The sequence below is a fragment of the Candidatus Nitrosocosmicus franklandus genome (assembly GCF_900696045.1).
Taxonomy (GTDB): Archaea; Thermoproteota; Nitrososphaeria; order Nitrososphaerales; family Nitrososphaeraceae; genus Nitrosocosmicus; species Nitrosocosmicus franklandus_A.
In genome coordinates this window covers 231,412-254,367 of the sequence record NZ_LR216287.1, presented here as the reverse complement: position 1 = coordinate 254,367, position 22,956 = coordinate 231,412, and the positions used below count along the sequence as shown (strand labels likewise).

The window sequence follows — 22,956 nt, the reverse complement described above, 5'->3', positions numbered from 1 at the left end:
TTCCAATCGTACTAGCTCTTGAAGAATGGAAATAAGTCACGTTATTGATAAACTAAAGTTTGATTGATAATATGTTATAATAACTCTTTTTTCTCATGCCACATTTCATTCACCTGACTATTTTAAGTGTCATAGAATCATGGAAGAAATTATCGGCATAAATGTATAATGAGATAATTAATCAATACCTGCGTGAAAAAATCATAGCTTTTAATAGAAATATTACAGGGATACACGATCTCATATGAGAGTATTGGACAAAGGTAAGAAGTATAAGCTATTGAAAAGACTAAAAAAAGCTCACGATTGTTGTATTAATTTAATATCTGTTGTAATTATGATGAGATAAGATTAATGCATTTTTGACGACATTATTATTGTTAGTATCCTTCTTAGTGGTAAAATGAAACTTAAAGTCTTGGTTACTACAGGTGAAATAATATTAACAACCGGTGTTATTTCAATCATTGTCATAGCACAATACCGTTGGCTAACAAGTCGTTTTTCATTTGATTTGCTTTCTAAAATATTCTATTAGATATTTATATCGTTAACAATCTCAATTCATTTTTAATAGATCTTTTATTTCTTTGCAGTTTTTATAATCTCTACAACCTGCTTATAAGATATGTAACGTATTCATCCGATCTTTTAGATTAGTAATGAGTATAAAACATCATAAATTGGATTACCTAGGTAATGAATCACAGTAATCTCTGCTTTCTTTATTTTATACCCTTTTAAGGTGTCTGGTTGTATTATTTGAAGGTTCTGACCGATATATAATCCATATAAACCATTATTTTGAGCATTTGTTCATATATTGCATTCGAAAGTATGAAATGGTAATACCTAATCCAATGATTTTTTATATGTTAAGTGCAATAGCCATAAGTAGTGATGAAGATGCTCTATGTTATGATCAATTTCTTAACAAATAATAGTTATTCAATCTGTATACCCGTTGAATTACAAGTAAAGAAGGTAACCAGTTTATATCTTTTAGGTTTCTATTTGTAACGCCATCTCAATGTTCCAAACTACTAATCATAACTTACAATATCTCAAATAAAATACCCTTCGTCAATTCATCCTACTGTCATTGGTAAACAGCAAATGTTTGCCTCGTGTTCAAATCGAAATGTGTATGATCGATTCCTCTTCACCCGGAATTTAATATATCGGCAGGACTAGCGATTTTTCGTGACTTAATTCACAAAATGCTTGCAAGTTCCGATCTAATTACCTCGGAGGTTTTTTGTAATTCGTCCTCTGAGTTGTAAAAGTGAGGTGATGCTCTGAGAATTTTTCTAGTACCTATTTCCCTTTCAGCTAAAATTATACCTTGTTTTCGCAATCTGGAATTTAGTTTAATAACCTTTTCATTGCTTTTCTTTTTAAATGAAAAGGAAACTAAGGTCGACCTGTAATTTTCTTCTTCTGCTTCATGGATTACCAATTCCTTAATCTTGGATAATTCATCTCTCAATATTGAACTCAGGGCTTTGTTTCTAGCTTGAATATTATTAATTCCAATTCTCAAAAGATATCTTAGTGAAGCTTCTAATCCTGCTAGTCCAGGGAAATTTCTGAATGAAGCATGATACTTTTCGGGGTATTTGTTATACTTTATACTACCATGTCCTGCTGGTTGGCTCCTTTTTCCAGATTGTGTGCCAGTTGATGGTAGTACTTCGGCGGAACCGCTCCCGACAAAAATTGGGTTCAATTCATTCATTGCTTTTTTCTTTACAAATAATACCCCTATACCTAATGGTCCACAAATCCACTTAAAACTTGGAAAGGTCATGAATTCGCAATTGATAGATTTCACATTAACGTCGATAGCTCCAACACTTTGAGCTCCATCTACTGAAAAGAGTGTGTCATTGTTACTTTCTTTGATGACCCTGCCGAAATACTCTACCGGGGTAATCGAACCATTATTGTACATTACATGACTGGTTGAAATCAATTTATGATTTTGCCGGAGGTAAATATCTTCAAATTCCTTGATCAACATACTACCTGTGGATTCTATATTGTGTAGTGGGAACACTTCCAACTTTAGCTTAAAATCTCCTGCAGCTTTTAGCCAAGGTAAATAATTTGAATGATGTTCATTTATCTGGTTTCTTATCAGAATCCGATCAGCTGATTTCCATCTTATTCCATTGGCAACTAAATTGATACCTTCTGTTGTGCTTTGGGTAAAGATGATCTCATCTTTTTGGCTTTTGATCAAGTCTGCTAGCCTTTGTCTTACCTCATTTTTTAATTCATCCAGGTAGGTATTAAAATCAGGAGAATCAGGTCCAGTTTCAGAGTAACGCAAACAAAAATCAGTCATCGACTTAATAGTAGAAACGGGAAGAGGACTGATAGAACCGTTATTTAAGTATATTTTCTTTTTTGTAATGTTAAAGTCCGATCGGGCCATATCAAAAATGGTCTTATCGGTAATAGTTTGACTTCTTTGATCACTCAATAAATATTAGAATCGTTTTTGTTATATAAGGTGTGCTCAAATTAATCCGACTGCTATAAGTTCCATTATAACTACAGGAATAAATTTGGTGTACTACTCAGAACCAAATACAAAGATATTATTTCTAAATAATCTGGTTACCAGGTTAAATATTAAGAATAATTTGATAATTGACTATGATACTCAGCTAACAAATTTAAAGATTAATAACTCTTTTGGGTATAAACTTGAACTATTCAACAAGACAGAGATTCTTTTGCCCTACGAAATAACTTTGCATTCAATGATGGATAAGATATCTGATTATTTTGCGGTTGATTCTTTGATTGTAATTGACTCGTTGAATGGACTGGTAGATTATTTTCGAACATATTTTTCTCACAAGAATAAGTATAATTCAAAAACTCAGTCTGGGGGGAAGCAATTATCTTTAGACGGGCATTTTGGAAGTAGTAACCAAGATGCCGGTTATTTTGCTTTTTCGTTATTAAATATCTTGTTTGGTTATCACTCCGTCAAAAATATACCTATGGTTCTAACTTCATATATTTCACAAAGAAGTTTGACCAAACTGATTATGGATTTGGAAAAGACTGGCTATAATTATTCAATGGAGAAGAATCACTTTCTAAGGTTTTCTGATACGGTTTCATATATAGCAAGCCTAGATGACCATAATACTACATTAGTATCTACCATCATTAAAAAAAAGTTAACTATTACTGCTTCGGTATCTGAATTAGAAACAGGATTTTGCCCTCGTTCGATCAAATTTAGTATAAAGTAATCCTTTTGTTTTCATAAGAAATACTAGGCTTTCAACTCTATTACCTTGTAAATAAATATCATGGAAATAACCAATATCAAAAAGCCTACTCCAAGTAGCGCATATTTTTCATTTATCTTGCGGATTACGAATGCTTTAGCTGTCATGAATGCACCTGCAAACCCGAACAATAATATCATAACCCCTACTATCATTTCATAATTATTTTGGACAGCGCGAGATGGTAAAAAAACAGCCTGATTATATTGTTGACCCTCAATTATTGCATTTATTATCCCGGAAGTAAATGCAAAGTATATCAGGATATATACACTTGCTACGATTATTAAAGGACTGATAGCTTTAAGTTTCAATGCGATATTTGGGTATAGAGGATTTATAAATTAAAACTTTTACCAGTAAACTTGGAGCTTGTTGTGAACAATAAGAAATTTGGCAAGATTATTGTAATAGAAGGGTTGGACAAATCAGGCAAGACAACTCAATCAAACATGTTATTTAAGTATCTGCATGAAAAGCAGCAAGGAAATGTGGTGTTGATGAGTTTTCCAGATTATTCGACAAGAATCGGTAAGGAAATTAAAGCATTTTTGGAAGGCAGTATAAGCTACAACAATGAAACAAAACATATTTTGATGGCTGCTAATCGATGGGAAAAAAAACAGGACATTGAGAATTTGCTTATGAGTGGAAAAACTATAGTGATGAATAGATATTACCAATCGAATCTTGCTTATGGACTAGCAAATGGTCTCGACATTAACTGGTTAAAGAATCTGGAAAAAGGATTGCCTAAGGAGGATGTGACTCTGATCTTGGATATATTTCCAGAAATATCTTTGCAACGATTGACAGCCAACAATTTCAAACCTGATGAATTTGAAAGGAATAAGGAATTCTTGAACAAGGCTAGAAATGAATATCTAAGACTAGCAAGAATATTTGATTGGAAAGTCGTTAGTTCAAATGTGTCCAAACCCTTGCTTTTTAATGAAATCATAAGAATACTTGGAGTATAGTGTTTCATAGGATTGCAATACCACGTGGAGTTTAGTTAACACATGCCTCTTAGATACATAGGTGAAATTACTGATCCGATTCACAAAAACATAAAATTTACTCTGGTCGAAAGGGAATTAATAGACACTTTTATCTTCCAGAGATTGAGGCGAATAAGGCAATTGGCTGGTGCTCATTTGGTTTATCCAGGAGCCTTGCACTCCAGATTTGAGCATTCGATTGGTTCAATGTTTCTCGCCGGATTGGCAGGTCAAACTTTACTGGAAAAGGGATATTTAGACAGTGATGATATGATACAAAATTTGAGGATATCTGCACTGTTACATGATATTGGTCACGGACCTTTTTCACATCTTTTTGAAGAAGTTTTGAAAGAATGTACTACGCATTCCCATGAAAAATTGGGGGAGAGAATCATCTTGGATACCTTGATAACTGACATATTACAGCGTAATGGATACAATCCAATAACCATTTCCTCTTTAAGCTTTGGAAAACACAAAACGAGGTTTTTAAATGAAATTATCTCCGGCGGCCTATCTGTGGATTTGATGGATTATCTACCAAGAGATAGTTACTTTTCGGGAACAGAATATGGAAAGGTTGATTATCATAGGATTATAAATTCATTAGAAGTTACTAATTCAAAGAAATTAGGAATTAGTAGATCTGCATTGTATTCCTACGAATCCATGTTGATCTCGAGATATCAGATGTTTAAATCGGTTTATTTTCACAAGACCGTGAGGTCGGGAGAAGTAATGTTGTTAAACGCTATGAAGTGTTTGAATTCTGTGCTTAATTTGACTGATTTGTCATCCTTGGATAGTTTTTTTGAGTTACATGATGAAAAGGTTCTGGGTATGCTCTGTGATGTTAGAGATCCATCACTGGGGCCTAAAGAAATTTCTTATGTGAACTTGGCAAAGGACTACAAGAAGAGAGAATTACTCAAATGTATTTATGAATATTTTTCATTATCCAGACAAAGACAGGAACTGCGCCCAGACGAGGCAATCAAAAATACTGGAGAACACCTAAAGTCCGATAAGAAGAAAAGAATCTTTGATGCTCAGGTGAGTAAACTTAAATCCATAATAGGAAAATATCAAGCAAGTGGGGAACAAGTATTCTTGGATATTTCCAGTGCCCCGTCGATTCCACTAGCTCCAAAAAAGGAGGAGGTTTCATCAATAATGGTTGTTGACAAAAAAGATGAATACGAAAAGTCATTTGATCAGATTCCATTGATTTACGTCATTAGCGGTTACCTTGATATGATCCGAGTTTACACAAATAAGGAAAATAGAAAATTTTATGAAACAATAATCAAAGATTCAGAGTAGTTTTCTAACCATTTTTATAATGTTTTCTTTTAGAATGACGTATTGGCCAAGCAACGTATAGTCATAAAATTAAGTGGAAGTTTGTTTAGTTTTGATACTCAGGTCAAAGCGCTCAGGGACTACACTCAACTGATAAAAAAAATAGCTAACGAATATCAACCTATAATAGTTACAGGGGGAGGAAGAATTGCACGTTTTTACATTGATTTGTCGAGAGAAATGGGTTTAGATGAATCGGGTCTTGACCTCACAGGGATAATGGTCTCCCACCTAAATGCAAAACTGCTTATGTCTGGATTGGGTGATCTTTGTCATCCTACAACACCAAAAAATTTAGATGAAATCTCGACAGCAGTTAATTCAGAAAAAATTATAATTACAGGGGGTTTGTATCCTGGTCAAAGCACAAATGCAACCTCGGCATTAATCGCTGAAAGGACCGGCGCTATAAAATTTTTCAATGCTACTGATGTTGATGGGATATATGATTCTGATCCTAGAACAAACAAGAATGCTGTATTATTTGACTCAATCAAAGTTACCGATTGCATAGATATGCTAAGGAAGGAAAACTCTATAGCTGGAACTTATGATTTGATGGATCTTATTAGCTTAAAGGTAATTCAGAGATCTAGACTCCCATGTGTTGTATTTAAATCTAGTGTAGAGAATATCGAAAAGATCGTTTTAAGAGGAATCCGTCTAGGTACAGAAATTACTATATCGTCTTGACTTGTCCAGAATACTCTTTGATTCCATCTTCCAAAATTTTGGCATACCTCTTATTCCCTTCTTCGATCGTTAATGGTTTGGATTGTGCCTTGGCAAAACCATCTTCATCCGTCAAATAAATGATCATTTGGTTTTCGTGTATTTGTTTTGTAACAAGCAATTCTTCTCCCACAGGCAAAAATCCTTTGTCCGACTCTCCTTTCTTGACAGTGTACGTAAGCATGGCGAAGCCCGTATAGTCAAACAGCTTCAGCTGGGCTTTCTTAGATCTCTGTTGACCTATGAAAACAGCTTCGTTGTACTTCATCTCACTGTTTTAACCAACAATAATGTATATTTAAATTTGCCAAAGATATACAGGCATACCGAGAAGTTCGGAATAAGAAATCGATATTAATTAATATGTATTTATTAGTCGGACTTGCGATTACTTTTTTATGGCATTTATCAATGGGTTGGAATGGGTTATCATAATATTAGTTATTGTTGTGATTTTCTTTGGTGCTAAAAAAATACCAGAATTGGCTAGATCTATGGGTAAAGCTACGAGCGAATTTCAAAAGGCAAGGATCGAAGCCAAAAAAACATTGGAAAATGACTCTGCTGACGGGAAAATCGGACAGCAGAACTCCGTAGACAGAGAGAAACTGGAATCAATTGCGGAAACCTTAGGTGTCGATTATTCAAACAAGAATGATCAAGATCTTAAAAATGCAATTGACGAAAAACTAAAAAAACAAGATTCTTAAGGAAAGAAAATATTTTATAGATTGAAACCTAAAAGAGGCAATTCCGAATAGTACAAATACAATACAAATAACAATTCATATGACTTGTCGATATACAATATCCTTGATAATTATGATTTTAAGAATATTACCATAGGCGTATTAGGTAGTCACTCTGCATTAGAAATTTTGGACGGAGCCAAGGAAGAGGGCTTCAGGACTTTGTGCATATGTCAAAAAGGGCGAGAATTACCTTACCAAAAGTTTAAACGGCTATCAGATGATATACTAATTCTTGATAGTTTCTCAGATCTATTAAATAACGAAAATCAACAAAAGTTGCGAGATCAGAGTACTGTTATCGTTCCACACAGGTCGTTTGTTGTTTATTTGGGAATAGATAATATTGAAAATAAACTTAAGGTACCTGTCTTTGGTAATAGATATATCTTGAAAGCAGAAGATAGACAGCTTCCCAAGAACCAGTATCACTTGTTGAGAGAATCAAATATTGCCTTGCCCCGAATTTATAAATCTCCTTCAGAAATAGACGGCCCGTCCATTGTAAAGATTCAAGAAGCAAAACGTAATCTGGAACGAGCATTTTTCATTGTAACTTCGTACAATGATTACAAGGCCAAATCCCAAATTCGAATTAAATCCGGGATGATCAATGAGACAGATCTTAAAAACTCTATAATAGAGCAGTATTTAATAGGAACTTATTTTAACTTTAATTATTTTTATTCTCCTTTAGACAATGAGGTAGAGTTTTTGGGAATTGAGAGGAGGTTGCAGAGTAATATACACGATTTCACTACTTCAATTCCAGCAAAGAATCAACTTGAAATGGAGATTGAATTACAGAACATCGAAGTTGGGCATACCCCGGCTAGCATTAGAGAATCGTTGTTAGAAAAAGTTTTCGAGGTAGGCGACAAATTTGCAAAGACTTGTTTAAAGGAGTATCCTCCTGGAATTATTGGTCCATATTCTCTTCAAAGCGTTGTAACGGTTGATCTTGATATCATTGTTTACGATGTATCTCTTAGAGTTCCTGGTAATCCTATACTAGCAACAACCTCACCGTATACTCGGTACAAATACGGGGAAACTTTCGGCGTTGGGAGAAGGATTGCGATTGAAATAAAAAAATCGTTGAAGCAATCAAATTTGGCCAAATTAGTAACTTGACAATTTACTCTGATAATAACATAATACTACCCACTCGAAGTTCCCTCTTCTCTAAAACTACTTCTTTGTATCTGTCAAATTTGCAGATTTTGAACTAAATTATCACAAAATTTCAGATTAACGAACTTGTGAATTTAGCTCTTGCTAACTAATAAATTTCTTAAAAGGTCTGGCAAGTTCCCCTCAAAAATGTTAATTTTTTCCAAGAAATTTCCACCACCTTGTCCAAAATGTATGGTCCCGCCCCCGGATCCGCCAAAACTCTTTGCTATGGCCCCTGCAATTGCATTTGCACCTATAACATTCGCCGCAACCTTTCCGCAAAACACAACTATTTTAATTGCTTTGGCTTCTTGCGAAATTATGCCTATATATACTAGGTCATCATCCCTTTCAGTTGAAAGTTTTCCTGCAGCTAAATGGAATTCCTCATCATGATTTTCATCATTATTAAGATAAAACCTTAAAGTTTTAGTGTTATTATTGTGAGGTAAATCCAATCTCTTAGACTCTTTAATAACTTTCTCAATAAATAATGGTGATGTGCTTCGAAGCAGATTTTTTAATTTCTTTTTTGATTTATCTAGGTCACTGAGGGTTTTAGAAAGGGTTTCAAGTAATTTTTCACGACTAGTTCCAAGTCTAGCTGCAAGTGAATGAACCTGATCATCTTGAGACTGCACACGGTCTAAGGCGTTGGCTCCTGCCACAAATTCTATTCTTACTACTCCATCTTGAATTCTTTCTGTTTTTAATATTTTAATAAGTCCAATCTCACCTGTGTAGAAAACATGAGTACCTCCACATGCTTCAATATCTAATGCTCCTACCTTTACAATTCTTACATTGTTGGATGGAACTACTCCTCCCTGATAAATAGTGAATCCATAATTTTGTTCTGCTATTCCGCGTTCGTAAAAATCAATGGAGACTGGTAAGTTTTGCCTCACAATGTCATTTGCTCTTTTTTCTATGGCCTGCATCTCTTGTCTTGACAGTGAAGAATGATGTGTTATATCCAACCTGGCATATTTCTCCTCTTTAAAGGCCGAATTTTGCCATACCCAGGAACCCAAGACACTTTTAGAAGCATGGTTCACGATATGCGTAGATGTATGATTCCTCGTTATAGCGTACCTTCGTTCTCTATCAACGACACAGCTTAAAATATCTCCTTCCTTCGCATTGCATTCTCCGTCTACATGATGAATTACTATATCTCTTAATTTTATTACATTGTCAACTCTATTGGAACCTATAAATCCATGATCCGGTTCTTGTCCACCACCCCTTGGATAAAAACTAGTTCTATCTAGGACCACATAATTACCATCAAACACTTTAACAACCTTTGCCGAAAAGACAAATTGCAATGGATTTTCATAATAGATTAGTTTAGTTTTCTCGAAACTAGTAAAATCTATATCTTCTTTAAAGTTTAATTTGTTACTTTCGACTTTCTGTCCTTTATTTGTAGAGTGGATCTCTGCAAGTCTTGTGTAGAAGTTTGAGGGTATCGCATCTAACAAACCATTTTCAACCAAATAATCTGGTGTAACACCATCAGACTCATAAAGTCTTAATAAATCATCTATGTTCAGTTTATTTTTTTGTTTCTTGATCTTAGATGTTATGTTTGTTATACGATTTTGGGTTTCTAAGAACCTCTCGGATTCGATTTTTAAGATTGTGTGAATATCATCCCGAAAATCCTTTAATTCAGGATATATCGAAGCCAAATGTTCAATGTGCAAGTCCACAACATCTGTAATTTTTAAATCAAACCTTAACTGCTTTAGGAGAGACAGAGTTCTCCTCAATATAACTCGTAAATTATACCCTCCACCTACATTCGATGGTAACGAACCATCACTTATTGCGAATACCAAGGTCCGTACATGATCTATAATTGTATATAGTGATTCAAATGGGACCACAATTTCATTCAGCTTGCTCACTTCAATTCCCATTTCCTTAGCAACTTGCTTTCTAGTTAAGGATATGTCATTATTAACTTCCAATTTGGATGATACTTTGCTAAAATAATCTGATAATAGATCATTAATCCTGTTCTCACTTCCAAGAGCGTTCGAAAAATTGACTTGATTTTGATCCAAGATCTTTCCTAAAACATGATCAAAAGTACAATCATAACTTGTACTTGTACCATTGGTTATCCAAGATAATCTCTCCAATCCAGCTCCCATATCGATAATCTTGTTCTTCATCACTCGGTAGTCTGTTTCCGTACCTTCAAATTCCGTAAACACTGCGTTTCCTAACTCTAACCCTCTTACAAAATATTCAAGAGAACTACCAAATGCCCCGGCACCTATCCATACGTCTTCAACGAATGTAATTTCGGTTGGTGGAATTCCTAAGACATCTACTAACAGACCAAAATCCAAATCAATGCATCTGTCCTTCCAATACCCTCCTGGTGAATCAGCATCGCAAGTCTGACCGATCATACAAAATGATGTATAATGCCTACCAGTACTACCTACATTTTCGATATCGTTGAACCTTAGGCACATTTGTGGCACTATCAATGGATTTTTTGGGATCTCAAAGATGACTTGATTTTCTGCAATTCTTTGAAAATCTACGATGGAAGCGATTGTATAGTATAAATCTTCTCTCCATCTGCATACCACTGGGTATCTGCTTACTATATGATGTCCGTTTTTCCGAAAGTATTTGCTTATCTCACTCCATGTCTGCGTATAGCTTAATCTTTTCGTCGTAGGTGGGTTTCCTATGAAACTATAATTTTCATGGTCAGGGCAGATATCCTTATGCAATATAGACCAAAAACATCTTCCACAAAGTGTGCATTTTTGTCTTGCAAATCCTAGCCTATCAAATAGTGAAACGTGATAATATTTCTTGTAATCCGAAGAAAATAAGGAAAGCAGATCAGACTTGTTCAAATCAGAAATTAGCTATAGTAAAAGAGGATATTAATGCTTTTAAAACTAGTTATAGTTAGTTAGCAAAAAAATAAGGTCATTTACTACTACGACGTGATTGCCTCGTTAATGAACTTGATATATGTATCTTTGGGTGCTGCACCAATCGTTCGTCTTATCTCTTTTCCGCCTTTGAAAATTAGCAACGAAGGAATCGACTGAATGCCGTATTTCATAGCAATTTCTTGATTTTCGTCTACATTTAATTTTACAACCTTTACTTTGTCCGAATATGATTGGGCTATTTGTTCGACAACTGGGCCAACCATGCGGCATGGACCACACCATTCCGCCCAAAAGTCTACAAACACTGGCTTCTCCGATTTTAATACTTCGGATTCCCAATTACTTGTCGTTACATGAGTGACTTTGTCGTTTCCCATTATAAATACAACGCCATGACAGTATTTGAATATTTGTTGTGTTCAACCATCTAACGGTTGATTTGCCTGTCATAGACTTTATGGCAAATTCTCTGCGTTTTAGAGTAAAGAGCAAGTCTCGATAAGTCCATTGATGATTTTTTTTCTTGTTGTGGGAATCTCTAGCAGATCATGGACGAATGACATTCACTATTTGACGCTACCTACCTCTGGGAGAACAACTACTGTCGATTTTAGGTCTCGAGTAGATGGTTACAATAGATAGAGGGATGAAAGACCAAATTCGTCTCATACATGTTATTGAAAAAGACATTACAAGAAATGCATGTGATTCTATACAAACATACAAAATTTTTGTTCGCTATTTAAAAGATAACCATCATATCTTGATCATGGGTGTCAAGAAACACACGTTTCTTATACATTGAATGCAACGAACCAAGTAGTTTATTCAAGATATTTTATTTTGGTTTCGTCTTCCTTAGAAATCTAGAACTGTATCATAGAGATTACCATTTACAATTATCTTTCCTGCCAATTCAAGCTGCGGTTGCATTGATATTCAAGTGTTCCAATCTTCTCAAATATATATATGATTCATCGACGCAAGTGTTCTGAGCCAAACAACACTTGAATCTCTGTAACAATGTGGATCTAAAATCTTTGTTCACTCTAATCACTAATCACTTTGTTCCTACAGTAATTGCAATTTTCATACAATTGTAGATACTATCTGTATCTTAAAGGAATCAGGTCTAATCACAATTTCCTTTACAGATGTCTGAGCAAAGGCCTTGTTCAATAATGTCGTAGTAACACTCACTAAGACCGTCAACAAGAAAAAATGATTAATGGCTTCATTGGTGTAAAACAATAATTCTTGTTTAAAATGTAATTTTATTCTTCACCTGAAACCCAAGTTTTTATATAAAATCATGACATGTTTATTTTACTGTTTGACAGGATGTGAAGAAAAATTAACAAACAACAAGATTTATTTTAAAGTAACAACATCATGAACTTTTCTATAATCATAAGAAGCCATTCATATAACCATATTAGGATCTATACTCGTCATTAGGTTCTTTTACAAAACCGATATCATTACTAAAACCATCTGACCCATGATGTTATTAGTACACATAGTGGATCGGGAACAAAAGATGAATTTTACAAAGTGATCCATTTTTGTTACCAATTTGTTACCGATATCTCATTAATTCTACTCACCTGTTAACTTGTTTAATTCTAATATGTTACTACAAAGAGTTATAGTCTTATAGTATGAATGAATCCTTCTAAAAATCTTTTATTACTACCATCCATTCGACAAAGATCAAATTAGCATCAAGGAGAAACAAAGCTAAGTTGATTGCAATAATTTGGGATATACCATCTTCTCAAGATTGAGAATGAAACTAATCTGTCTATACCGAGGTATAGAGATGCCTGGAAAATTTTAGACAAGATTAATAACACAGAATCAAGTTAAAAGCCAATTTTATATTTGATAAATGATTTTGATAAATCCGGCCCAAAATTTTTTATCTTGGATTAGCCACGCAAGAGATATATTCTAATAAAAATTTGAAACTAGTATATTAGAATGGATGACAAAATCGTACTTGAAGATGACCTTGGAAATCTGAGACGTTCACATTATTCCTTTGAAATATCTCGTAAGAATGTTAACGAGGAGGTTGTGGTAGTAGGTTGGATTTCATCTAAGCGTGATCATGGTAACGTGCTTTTTCTTCAACTTAGAGATCAGTTTGGAGAAGTACAGATTGTTGTCAAGAAGAAGGAAACATCACTTCAATTATTTAAAACCTTGAGGAATTTGAAAGAACATTCATCATTGGCAATAACGGGGGTAGTCGTTGAACAGAAAAATTCTTCTAGTCAAATTGAAATATTGCCAAAGGAAATTAAGATTCTTTCCATTTCTAATAAACCTCCTCCTTTTCTAACTCAAGCTATTTCTTCGATAGGGATTGATACACGATTAGATTTACGAGCAATAGACCTGAGACGAAATTACCTGCAATTTGTATTTAAGATTAGAAATACGATAATAAATTCAATTCGCGAATATTTCAACGAAAATTACTTTATCGAAGTGAATACTCCAAAGATGATTGCTACAGCTACCGAAGGAGGGGCTGCTTTGTTTCCGATATTTTATTATGATAGGGAGGCATTTCTCGCTCAAAGCCCTCAGTTATACAAGGAGCAACTTACAATGGCATTTGAAAGTGTATTTGAGATAGCTCCTATATTTAGAGCCGAGCCATCGAGAACAAATAGACATTTATCCGAAGCAATTTCAATTGATGCTGAGAAGGCCTATGTAGATTATCGTGATATGATGGAGCATCTGGAAAAATTGATACGTCATATTGTCAATAGAATCAATTCCAAGAATGCGAATGAACTTGAAAATCTAGGGATCAAGCTACCAAATGTAAGTGGATCGTTTCCTCGGATTACTTATACAGAATTAATAAACAATCTTCAGGCAAATCATAAATTTATAAGATGGGGTGATGACATCTCACCTAAAATTCTTAAAGATATTTTTAGTGACGAATTCTTTTTCATAACAGACTGGCCAGCGTCAATGAAACCCTTTTACGTTAAATCCATAACCCCAGGCAATGCTCAAAAAGAATCCGCAATCGATGAAAAGAATCTCCTAAGCGAGTCGTTTGATTTGATGTTCGGTGGGTTAGAACTATCGTCTGGGAGCACTCGCATTAACAATAAGGATTTACTTATTGAAAACATGAAAAAGAAAGGGCTCAATTCTACAGCATTTGACTACCATCTCAGGGTATTTGATTATGCGATGCCGCCACATGCTGGATTTGGATTGGGATTAGAAAGGTTAGTTATGGCATTATTAAAGTTAGAGAACATACGGGATGCTACTTTTTACCCACGAGATATAGATAGGTTGACTCCATAAGATAAATATAAGCTTGAGTGCGAACCCACCTAGTTCATGTCAAATGTTGATGACATAAAAAAGTTATGCGAACTCTCTAAATTAGAAATACCTAATGAAATGATAATCGAGACTGCGAAAAAGATTCACGAGGTGTTGACATTATTTGATAAACTTGACGAATTTGATACAACAGGTGATAATAAATTGAAGATGGGTGGTGATATGAAAATTGAAAAGCCCTTCGATTCGCTTCGAGATGATGAACCACAAACTGGAAAACTTGCAGAGAGTTCAGTTAATATCAAAATCAAGCCCTTGAATACAAAGAATGGATACATTTTGGGCCCGAGGATTTAGGGATTGAAGGAATTATTTAAATTATCTGCAAATGTGGTATCAGATAAAATTCGAAATGGTGAATTCACGGCGGAAGAGTACGTGTCTGTAATTGTCGACAGGATAAATAAAGTAGATAAACATATTAATTCATTCATTACAAAGAATTTTGAATACGCCATTGAAAGGGCAAGGGAAATAGACAAGAAGATCAGAGGAGGTGAAAAAACAGGAATATTGGCCGGGGTGCCAATAGGAGTAAAGGACAATATTTGTGTAAAAGGGTTGAAAAATACATGTGCGTCTAAAATGCTTAGCGAATATATTTCTCCATACAATGCCACCGTTATAGAACAAATAGAGAAACAGGATGGCATAATCATTGGTAAATTAAATATGGATGAATTCGGTATGGGGAGTACCTCTGAATTCTCGGCGTATGGGCCGGTAAGAAATCCATGGAACACTCAATTTGTTGCAGGTGGATCATCGGGAGGAAGCGCTGCATCTGTATCATCTCTTCAAATCCCAATCTCTCTAGGCTCTGATACTGGCGGGTCAATAAGATGTCCTGCAAGTTTTTGTTCTGTAGTTGGACTCAAACCAACCTACGGGAGTGTGAGTAGGAGCGGACTGGTCTCGTATTCTAATTCACTTGAACAGATAGGACCTATCACAAGAACAATTTTTGATATCGTGCCTATCTTTAATACAATATCCGGAGAGGATGCTAAAGATAATACAACTTATACTCGAAATGATCCCTGTAAGATTAAATCAGATCAAGAATTGCAGAAAATTAGTCTCAAGGTGGCATTACTTTCGGAATTAATAGATAGTTCTGATTTCCAAATTGCAAGTGGGATACAAGAAAAAATTAATTTCCTTAAGAAACATCACTACCATTTGGAGGAAGTCAAATTATCAATACTAGATTATGCGGTAGCCGCATATTACATAATTGCTACTGCAGAGGCATCAAGTAATCTTTCGAGATTTGACAATTTAAGATATGGTTATTATTCAAATCCTGAAGGATATGAATGGAAAAGTTATTTCTCAAAAGCTAGATCGATGTTTGGCGATGAAGTTAAGCGAAGAATATTACTAGGGTCCTATGTTTTATCTGCTGGATATTTCGGTAAATATTATCAAAAAGCACAACTTGTACGTTCATTGATTAGACAAGAATTTCTTAATTTATTCACAAAATTTGATATCATCTTACTTCCAACTATGCCAGTTCTCCCTTTTCGATTAGGAGAAAAATTATCTAATCCTGTAGACCTATACAATTTAGACTTGTTCACAATCATTGCAAATCTTACTGGATTACCTGCTATTTCAATTCCAGCTGGATTTTCTAAGGAGGGTCTTCCATATGGCGTCCAGTTGATAGCAAATGCCTTCGAGGAACAGAAACTTATTGATTTGGCCTGCTTGTTTGAAAAGGCTTTTGATTATCGAGAGTGTTATCCCTGCTTATGAAATTGACTACAACAAACGTTGAACAATTGAAAATAGGGCTTGAAATTCATTGTCAGCTTACCAATCTTAACACAAAACTATTTTGTAATTGTCTATGTAATTATAGGAATTCATTACCTAATGAAAATACTTGTCCAATTTGCCTTGGATTACCAGGGTCGTTACCCTTGTTGAACAGAAGGGCAGTGGAATTTGCTTCAATGATTTGTTTGGCATTTGGATGTGACATCCCTGAAAAGATTTCTTTCTATAGGAAGAATTACTTTTATCCTGATTTGCCCAAAAATTTTCAAATCACTCAATACAATTCTTACGAGATAAGCAGCATTGGTGTCAATGGATTATATGATTTATCTACTGGCTTGAGGGGTGATAAAGACACTTCATATGTTAATAGCGGGAGTAAACCACCCATTAGAATTACCAGAATTCAATTGGAAGAAGATCCCGGAAAGATAGTTTATGAAGATGATACACCCTCGAATAATTCCTATAGTTTGATAGATTACAATAGAGCTGGTGTCGCACTAGTTGAAATCGTCACTGAACCAGATTTCACAGAACCTTCTGATGTCAGACTTTTTCTAAATGAAATAATCAATATTTTTGAGTACCTGGATGTATGCGACCCAAATTTGGAAGGAGCAATTCGGTGTGATGTAAATGTATCATTAGGAGGAGGAAAAAAGGTGGAGATCAAGAATATCAGTTCATTTAAAGATGTAGAAAAATCAATTTACTATGAAATAACAAGGCAAAAGACCATGGCTATGCACGATATTACGGTCCAAGCAGAAACCAGACATTGGGACGAAAAAAGAAAAATAACAATTTCTGCGAGATCAAAAGAAGAAGAAGAAGATTACAAATATTTCCCTGAACCTGATATTCCAAGGATCAACCTTGGAGGTAAAATATTTGTTTCCAAATTAAGGGAACAGATGAACGAGCTTCCACGGGAAAGACTGGATAGGTACATTAATGCTTTTAAAATCACACCCCACACAGCACGGATACTGATAAATAGTAAAAAGATTAGTGATTTTTTTGAAGAAGCCTTAAAATTTTATGATTCTCCTGTTGAGGTATCTAATTGGATTGTTAATGAAATGTTGACCAAGCTAAATGAGTCGGAAAAATCAGACATTAGTAAAAGCCATAGTACTGATTTGTCTAGCTTGCATTTATCACCTCAATTGATTGCTACAATGGCGAGATTAGTCAATGAGAAAAATGTTAATAGGAAATTGGCGAGAGAGGTTTTTGATACAAGTCTGAGAACTGGCGAAGATCCACTTGAATTAGTGGAGAAAATGGATATCGGAAAAATCTCGGATTCTGATCAGATATCTGATTTGATAAAAAAAATAATTGCTAAACAACCTCATCTTGTAAAGCAGTATAAGAACAATCCGAATGTTAATAATTTTATACTGGGTTTAGTCATGAAAGACACTAAGGGCAAGGCTGATCCGCAGGTTGCAATGAGCTTAATAAAAGAGATCCTCAGTAAAGGTGATTAATGCATAAGAAAGACGAATAAAATAATATGCAGGATCTTTAGCCTCACAAAGTTCTCTTCCTGCATGATTTGATGTAGATAAATTTACGTTATATCTAAAAATTATCTCTTTCTTTAATAAAAGGAAACCCCAACTAATGATTTCTTATACCGTTTAAAGTTAAATGTCAAAGTATGATGAAACGGGCAATACCTCAAGAGAATCTAAAATAAATAGGTTGGAGAATACTAAGAAGACACCATTATGTCAATCTCAAACGATATTGATGAAGTATCAACGTGTATTGTTTGTCCATATTGTAAAACAAGATCACCAAAGGATTGGATTGTCAAGCATCTAGAGTCTAAAAAGAAGCCAAGAATTAGGAAATCTCAAGTTTTTTTTAGGTGTGTGAAATGTAATGTAATGACAAGAGTCTCTGATAAAAAATTAATTAAATTTATTGACTCTGAAGTTATGCGAAGCGAGGATTACTAAATCTATTTACATTCATTGGGTGCAATGGTCATACGGGTTCTGGAGTCCTACTCCTGAAATGAGAGTACGAACAGCTAGAAAAATTGCCATAATAGAAAGTTATTAACCTTTGGACAAAAGATTTTCTATATTCTTCATTACGATTGGTAAGAAGGAACCAATATCTGTCACTACTCCAATTGCTTGGGTTGTTCCTCTATCAAGTAGTTTGGTAACGACTGGTTGATTTATATCTACTGCAATCACCTTAACTGAGGCAGGCAGCATATTTCCGACAGCAATGGAATGCAACATGGTTGATAACATGATTACTAATCTTGCATCTTTCAGTAAGGATTTGTACTTCATCTGTGCCTCAACTACATCTGTAATTACATCTGGAATAGGTCCGTCATCGCGTATAGAACCACACAGGACGAATGGAACATTCCTTTTGACACATTCGTACATTATACCTTTTTTCAGCCGACCTGATTCCACCATTGCCTTAATGGATCCAAACTTAAAGACCTCGTTTACAATTACCATGTGATTCCTATGTCCTCTTATTGCGAGTGTGCCATCGTTAACATGCATCCCAAGAGATGTACCAAGTAATGCATTTTCTATATCATGGACAGCTAATGCATTACCTGACAATATTCCATCGACAAGTCCAAGTCTAATCATTTTTGCTATAATCTCTGCTGCTCCAGAATGAACTACTACTGGTCCTGCAACCAGGATTATCTTTCCAGAACCTTGTTTCGTCTTAACAATGTCTAAAGCAACTTTTTTTGCTATTTGTTGAGATGGTCGCTCGCTAGAGCTAGTGCTACTCATGAATTGAAAAATATCAACGCCTTCTCTTGGTCTTTCCTGAGGAATAATTTTGATCCCTTTTTCTCCAGTCACAATTAAATCACCTTTTTTCACTTCTCGATTAGTCTTACAAACTGCCGTCTTAGTAACGGGATCAAGCACAATACACTTGTCCATCATCATCCTTTCGACGTTTATCCAGGTATTTTCAAAGTAAATTTGAGTTGCATTGTTGGTTGTGCTATAAAAATCGTCAGGCAGAACCATGTCTTTGGGTGCTTCAACACATGTAACACAATCTGTCGAGATACTTGTCGCTCCTTCGCGGTATAAATTTTCTAAAATACTGGACAAATGGGATTCTGAATTCGCTCTTATAAGTAACCTAGCATAACTGTGATCTTCTTTTTTCTTCCCGATTATGAACTGCTTTACTGTAAAATCCCCTTTTAAATCCATCACCTTATCAAAAATTCGTGTGAGAATAGAGGAGTCTATCAGATGACCTCTAACCTCAATTTCCTTCTCGTATTTATTCATTATTTTCAAATCCTCTCATAAAACCAATTTTTTCACAAGGTAGAATAAGCTATACTGGCAAAGAGACTTTTCCATTATATTCAAAGATATCTCCTCTTTCATTTAACTTTCTTCGTATCTCCTCCTTTTTTTCTTCGGAGAACCAGTTTGCAATTGATTTTGCAATCCCATTTTTATCACATATGGCAATTAAATAGCCCTGATCTTCCTTTAAAATTGCGAAATAATTTTCTTCTCCTACCGGCTCCCAATTATTGCTTTTGTTGTCTTTCAAAGCCAAAGCCGGTAGGGCGGGAGTATTGTCCGAGATGAAACTTGACAAGAGTTCTTGGGCATCCCTTACCCGCTTCTCTCCAATCTTTAGTGCAGTAAAGTATTGCATATTGTTATTTGCATAAATATGCTAATATTTCTTTAATTTCACTCAATTCGTCATATTCAGTTGATTGCTGTTTGGGTTTGTTATATGACTCAAAGTAATTTTTGTTATTATTGATAAATGAAGATACACTCTCTTTAAATGGATAGATTTGGGAAACTTGAATGTTTTTTCTACTTTCAAAGTAAAAGTCTGCTTGCAGAAGCATTTCTATCTTATCTATCAAATGGACTATCTTTGAGTCAATTGAGGAATGCTTGTTGTATTCTTCCCAGACGCTTAAAAAATCTTTAGTTAAGTTGTTTTGGGGAAATTTGCTTAAGATAAAACTAAACGCTTCTTCTTCTATTTTCCTTTTTTTAGTTGCATTCATAGCTTCAGGAGTAATATCCCCAACAATTGATTCGGCCAAGTCGTGAACTAGTATCATGTTAATTAATCTCAATTTCCTGTTATCCGAAAAAGGGTATTTTGAGGTCCAGAACAACAGAATAACTATCATGAGCAATGTATGAGACGCCACTGATTCAGACTCTTTTATCTTGAGTTTCTCCAACCATCCTGTCCTTGGAAGATCTTTTAGTCTATAGTAGGGTAACGTGAATTTCTTTAGTTCATTAATTTTGCTTTCGATACTTTCAGACAAAATTATTTAAAGACCTCTTAAATTTGAGAAAAATTGTTAAGTATCAAATGTGGGATACTCTTAACAAGGCTTTTAACGTCAAATGAGTTATCAAACATAAAGGTAAGGACAGTGGCTATAATGGACATTGTTAAAGTAATTAATACGATATACATTACATTCTTTATTTGGGTCATACCTTGTTGTTCAAGAGGATTAATTTATATCTTTGTAAATAAATTGTTATCCTCAACCAGCAAAGATAATAGCAGACGAATCGCATATTAGCTGTGAATCCTAAAACCGGAGTTGAATATGCACGTACATTTTTTGTTAGAGAAAATTCGAAAAGTTATGACAAGCTGGTTCTCTTGGCAACTCTTGGACAGGACTCGGTATGGAAGAAAAAAATTGTTAGTAGCATTCCCTCAAATTCTTTTGTATTGGATCTTGCGTGTGGGACAGGAATTCTTTCATCCTTGCTAATTAAAAATCAGAACAAAGTTGTGGGCCTCGACTTGACTTTACCGTATCTGGAAATCATGATGATGAAAGGCCTTGAAATGGGTATTGTAAATGCAGATGCAGAACTATTGCCTTTCGCCGATGATACTTTTGATTGTATCACCACTTCTTATCTACCCAAATATACTAAATTGGACAGACTAATTAACGAATGTTTCAGGGTCTTAAAATTTGGCGGTTGCATTGTACTCCATGATTTTACTCTGCCCAAAAATGCCGCATACAAATTCGCATGGACAAAGTACTTTAAACTCATCAAATATCTTTGGTGGAGGGACAGGAAATGGAAAAACGTATTCGCCAACCTTGATACCTTGATTAAACAAAATGATTGGGATCTTAAAATAAAAGAAACCCTCCTTGATTTTGGATTTACAGAAATAAAGTTGGCATATCTAACATTTCAAACATCTTTGATCGTTTCTGCCATAAAAAAATGACATCAGACAATAGAATGAATGAGTGGTTTGTACCTAAATTCGGACCCCTCAGATTCCGAATCGCTTGCGGAATGTTGTTTCTTCCGTATACTGGTATGTGCATATCATTTGTAATATGGGGGTCTCTGATTTCTCCTACTATTGATTATGAGAGGGTGTTAAGTATTACTATTATTTACTTTTTATCACTGGGAGTAGCTGCTCATGTTGTAGATTCCATAGGTTCGAATCCTGTTAAACCTTGGGGAAAATTCCTAACAAAGAGGCAATCATGGACAATCATTATTTTGACACTTGGTATATCATACACATTAGGATTATATTATTCGATAAATTATGCACCAAATCTGATTATAATTGGTCTAGTAGAGGGTTTTTTTCTTTTTGCTTATAACTTTGAATTATTAAACGGAAGATTCCATACTGATTTTTGGTTTTCTATTTCATGGGGTGTTTTACCTTTCTTCGCTGGATATATTATTCAAAGTAATACTCTCAACTTCCTGGCAATATTAGTGTCGTTAATACCGTTTGGTCTTAGTTACTTGGAGATAAAAATTTCTAGGATCTATAAGATAAATAAGAGGAATAATTCAATGCCAAGACAAACTGCAAGATATGAATTTATGCTAAAGATTTTGAGTATAGGCACAATATGCTTAACAATAATGCTGTTGATTGTGATTGGATTACGAGTATCTATATAAACGGAATTATTCCATATTAATATCGATTTCTCCCAGGATGACAATACTTGCTCATTTACAGAAATTGTTGAAATAAAAAATGATAAAATTGCTTTGCTATTTTTTTGGTCCTGTTAATTAATGTAATTGCTCCTGAATTTTTCGAAACAAATGGTTCAACTATAATGCATAGTACAAAAAGATTATGTTAGGGAGAGAAATTTTATTTAATAAAACATCGAGTCAAATGGATAGGCTGGATGGGTTTTTCTCTTGTACATGAACCCAATAAGAATCTAAAACACAAATAAATTTCTAGTATTAGTAACATTCTTTTTTTCATATCAATGTGTGGATATTTTAAAACTTTAAGCAAATTTGAGATTCAATCGAACTATTTATTTACATTTGCCTACCATAATCAAACACTAACTAATTTGTCGTTCAATCGATTAGGTGTCTAAAGGATTAAGGCTTAAGCATGATTTGTAGTTTGCATATATCTAATCCAAAATAGTACCTTCAACCGAACTCTA

At 34.6% G+C, this 22,956-nt stretch carries 20 protein-coding genes; 12 read left to right on the top strand and 8 right to left on the bottom strand.

Going from position 1 to position 22,956, the window contains the following annotated elements; translation table 11 throughout:
* Positions 1–1,213: 1,213 nt before the first annotated feature.
* Entirely contained in the window at positions 1,214–2,488 is a 1,275-nt protein-coding gene (locus NFRAN_RS01110; RefSeq protein ID WP_134482693.1) for an aminotransferase class V-fold PLP-dependent enzyme, read from the bottom strand.
* A gap of 88 nt (positions 2,489–2,576) precedes the next feature.
* On the opposite strand from NFRAN_RS01110, the gene NFRAN_RS01105 reads away from it, so the two are divergent.
* Positions 2,577–3,275, top strand: coding sequence for a hypothetical protein (locus NFRAN_RS01105; RefSeq protein WP_134482692.1), 699 nt, complete (start codon positions 2,577–2,579; stop codon positions 3,273–3,275).
* Positions 3,276–3,298: 23 nt separating this feature from the next.
* On the opposite strand, the gene NFRAN_RS01100 is transcribed toward NFRAN_RS01105, so the two are convergent.
* Positions 3,299–3,628 carry a hypothetical protein gene (locus tag NFRAN_RS01100; protein WP_134482691.1) on the bottom strand — a complete coding sequence of 110 codons (330 nt, stop codon included), beginning with the start codon at positions 3,626–3,628 and terminating at the stop codon, positions 3,299–3,301.
* A gap of 63 nt (positions 3,629–3,691) precedes the next feature.
* Here NFRAN_RS01100 and tmk point away from each other — a divergent pair, with 63 nt between their 5' ends.
* The 3 genes from tmk to pyrH are packed head-to-tail and all read left to right on the top strand — an operon-like array spanning position 3,692 to position 6,373.
* A complete protein-coding gene (gene tmk, locus NFRAN_RS01095) occupies positions 3,692–4,294 on the top strand; it encodes a dTMP kinase (RefSeq protein ID WP_172602017.1) in 603 nt (200 codons plus the stop codon).
* Positions 4,295–4,336: 42 nt separating this feature from the next.
* Complete coding sequence (locus NFRAN_RS01090; protein ID WP_134482689.1) at positions 4,337–5,641, top strand: HD domain-containing protein; 1,305 nt, start codon at positions 4,337–4,339, stop codon at positions 5,639–5,641.
* Between the two features lie 42 nt (positions 5,642–5,683).
* The gene (gene pyrH / locus NFRAN_RS01085; RefSeq protein WP_134482688.1) at positions 5,684–6,373 is read left to right on the top strand and encodes a UMP kinase; all 690 of its coding nucleotides are present in this window, start codon (positions 5,684–5,686) and stop codon (positions 6,371–6,373) included.
* Here pyrH and NFRAN_RS01080 read toward each other — a convergent pair.
* A complete protein-coding gene (locus NFRAN_RS01080; RefSeq protein WP_134482687.1) occupies positions 6,360–6,680 on the bottom strand; it encodes a hypothetical protein in 321 nt (106 codons plus the stop codon). The genes pyrH and NFRAN_RS01080 overlap by 14 nt on opposite strands.
* Positions 6,681–6,810: 130 nt before the next feature.
* Here NFRAN_RS01080 and NFRAN_RS01075 point away from each other — a divergent pair, with 130 nt between their 5' ends.
* A complete protein-coding gene (locus tag NFRAN_RS01075) occupies positions 6,811–7,122 on the top strand; it encodes a twin-arginine translocase TatA/TatE family subunit (RefSeq protein ID WP_134482686.1) in 312 nt (103 codons plus the stop codon).
* 84 nt (positions 7,123–7,206) lie between these two features.
* Positions 7,207–8,295 (top strand): formate--phosphoribosylaminoimidazolecarboxamide ligase family protein, encoded by a 1,089-nt coding sequence (locus tag NFRAN_RS01070; protein WP_134482685.1) that lies wholly within the window; start codon positions 7,207–7,209, stop codon positions 8,293–8,295.
* Positions 8,296–8,429: 134 nt separating this feature from the next.
* Here the strand turns inward: NFRAN_RS01070 and alaS are convergent, their stop codons facing one another.
* Positions 8,430–11,228, bottom strand: coding sequence for an alanine--tRNA ligase (alaS, locus tag NFRAN_RS01065; RefSeq protein WP_134482684.1), 2,799 nt, complete (start codon positions 11,226–11,228; stop codon positions 8,430–8,432).
* Positions 11,229–11,314: 86 nt separating this feature from the next.
* Positions 11,315–11,650 carry a thioredoxin gene (gene trxA, locus NFRAN_RS01060; protein WP_134482683.1) on the bottom strand — a complete coding sequence of 112 codons (336 nt, stop codon included), beginning with the start codon at positions 11,648–11,650 and terminating at the stop codon, positions 11,315–11,317.
* Positions 11,651–13,256: 1,606 nt separating this feature from the next.
* Between trxA and aspS the strand changes: the two genes are divergently transcribed.
* Genes aspS through gatB form a run of 4 tightly spaced genes read left to right on the top strand, consistent with a single transcriptional unit; the run spans position 13,257 to position 17,947 of the window.
* Entirely contained in the window at positions 13,257–14,618 is a 1,362-nt protein-coding gene (gene aspS / locus NFRAN_RS01055) for an aspartate--tRNA(Asn) ligase (RefSeq protein WP_134482682.1), read from the top strand.
* Positions 14,619–14,654: 36 nt separating this feature from the next.
* Entirely contained in the window at positions 14,655–14,957 is a 303-nt protein-coding gene (locus tag NFRAN_RS01050) for an Asp-tRNA(Asn)/Glu-tRNA(Gln) amidotransferase subunit GatC (protein WP_134482681.1), read from the top strand.
* Positions 14,958–14,960: 3 nt separating this feature from the next.
* Positions 14,961–16,424, top strand: a complete 1,464-nt coding sequence (gene gatA / locus NFRAN_RS01045; protein ID WP_134482680.1) for an Asp-tRNA(Asn)/Glu-tRNA(Gln) amidotransferase subunit GatA — start codon at positions 14,961–14,963, stop codon at positions 16,422–16,424.
* A gap of 2 nt (positions 16,425–16,426) precedes the next feature.
* Complete coding sequence (gene gatB / locus NFRAN_RS01040; protein ID WP_232037905.1) at positions 16,427–17,947, top strand: Asp-tRNA(Asn)/Glu-tRNA(Gln) amidotransferase subunit GatB; 1,521 nt, start codon at positions 16,427–16,429, stop codon at positions 17,945–17,947.
* 579 nt (positions 17,948–18,526) lie between these two features.
* Here gatB and NFRAN_RS01035 read toward each other — a convergent pair.
* From NFRAN_RS01035 to NFRAN_RS01025, 3 genes are read right to left on the bottom strand one after another with little or no spacing between them, the layout of a single operon-like run.
* Entirely contained in the window at positions 18,527–19,765 is a 1,239-nt protein-coding gene (locus NFRAN_RS01035; protein WP_134482678.1) for a TIGR00300 family protein, read from the bottom strand.
* A gap of 49 nt (positions 19,766–19,814) precedes the next feature.
* The gene (locus NFRAN_RS01030; protein ID WP_172602016.1) at positions 19,815–20,147 is read right to left on the bottom strand and encodes a hypothetical protein; all 333 of its coding nucleotides are present in this window, start codon (positions 20,145–20,147) and stop codon (positions 19,815–19,817) included.
* Between the two features lie 4 nt (positions 20,148–20,151).
* The gene (locus tag NFRAN_RS01025; protein WP_172602015.1) at positions 20,152–20,790 is read right to left on the bottom strand and encodes an HD domain-containing protein; all 639 of its coding nucleotides are present in this window, start codon (positions 20,788–20,790) and stop codon (positions 20,152–20,154) included.
* Between the two features lie 269 nt (positions 20,791–21,059).
* On the opposite strand from NFRAN_RS01025, the gene NFRAN_RS01020 reads away from it, so the two are divergent.
* Together NFRAN_RS01020 and NFRAN_RS01015 are read left to right on the top strand one after the other, a co-directional pair.
* Entirely contained in the window at positions 21,060–21,734 is a 675-nt protein-coding gene (locus tag NFRAN_RS01020; RefSeq protein ID WP_172602014.1) for a class I SAM-dependent methyltransferase, read from the top strand.
* The gene (locus tag NFRAN_RS01015) at positions 21,731–22,441 is read left to right on the top strand and encodes a hypothetical protein (RefSeq protein WP_134482675.1); all 711 of its coding nucleotides are present in this window, start codon (positions 21,731–21,733) and stop codon (positions 22,439–22,441) included. The genes NFRAN_RS01020 and NFRAN_RS01015 overlap by 4 nt, the downstream gene beginning before the upstream one ends.
* Positions 22,442–22,956 lie beyond the last annotated feature (515 nt).